Origin of the sequence: Salmonella sp. SAL4457 (genome assembly GCF_046548235.1) — a bacterium.
GTDB classification, from domain to species: Bacteria; Pseudomonadota; Gammaproteobacteria; order Enterobacterales; family Enterobacteriaceae; genus Salmonella; species Salmonella enterica.
Genome location: NZ_JBGDZO010001334.1, coordinates 1 through 236, shown reverse-complemented (window position 1 = coordinate 236; position 236 = coordinate 1). Strand labels below are relative to the sequence as shown.

At 67.4% G+C, this 236-nt stretch carries 1 protein-coding gene; it reads left to right on the top strand.

Annotated features, from left to right (window positions below; genetic code table 11):
- The coding region (locus ACLJNW_RS28515) for a hypothetical protein (RefSeq protein WP_410962040.1) at positions 1-236 on the top strand (236 nt) is incomplete at both ends.

The following is a 236-nucleotide window of genomic DNA, read 5'->3' as shown; positions in this document are numbered from 1 at the left end:
GTTCACCGGCGCACTGCCCGAAGGAATCGACTGCCAGCGCTGCCACGGGCCCGGCCAGGCTCACATCGATGCGGCCCACTCGGAGGATGTCGAGCGCGCCCGCCAGACGATCGCCAATCCGGGACGATTCGATCGCGAGCGGCAGCTCGAAACCTGCATGCAGTGCCATCTCGAGTCGACGAGCGGCCCGCTGCCGTTCCGGATCCGCCGCTACGAACGCCCGCCGTTTTCTTATG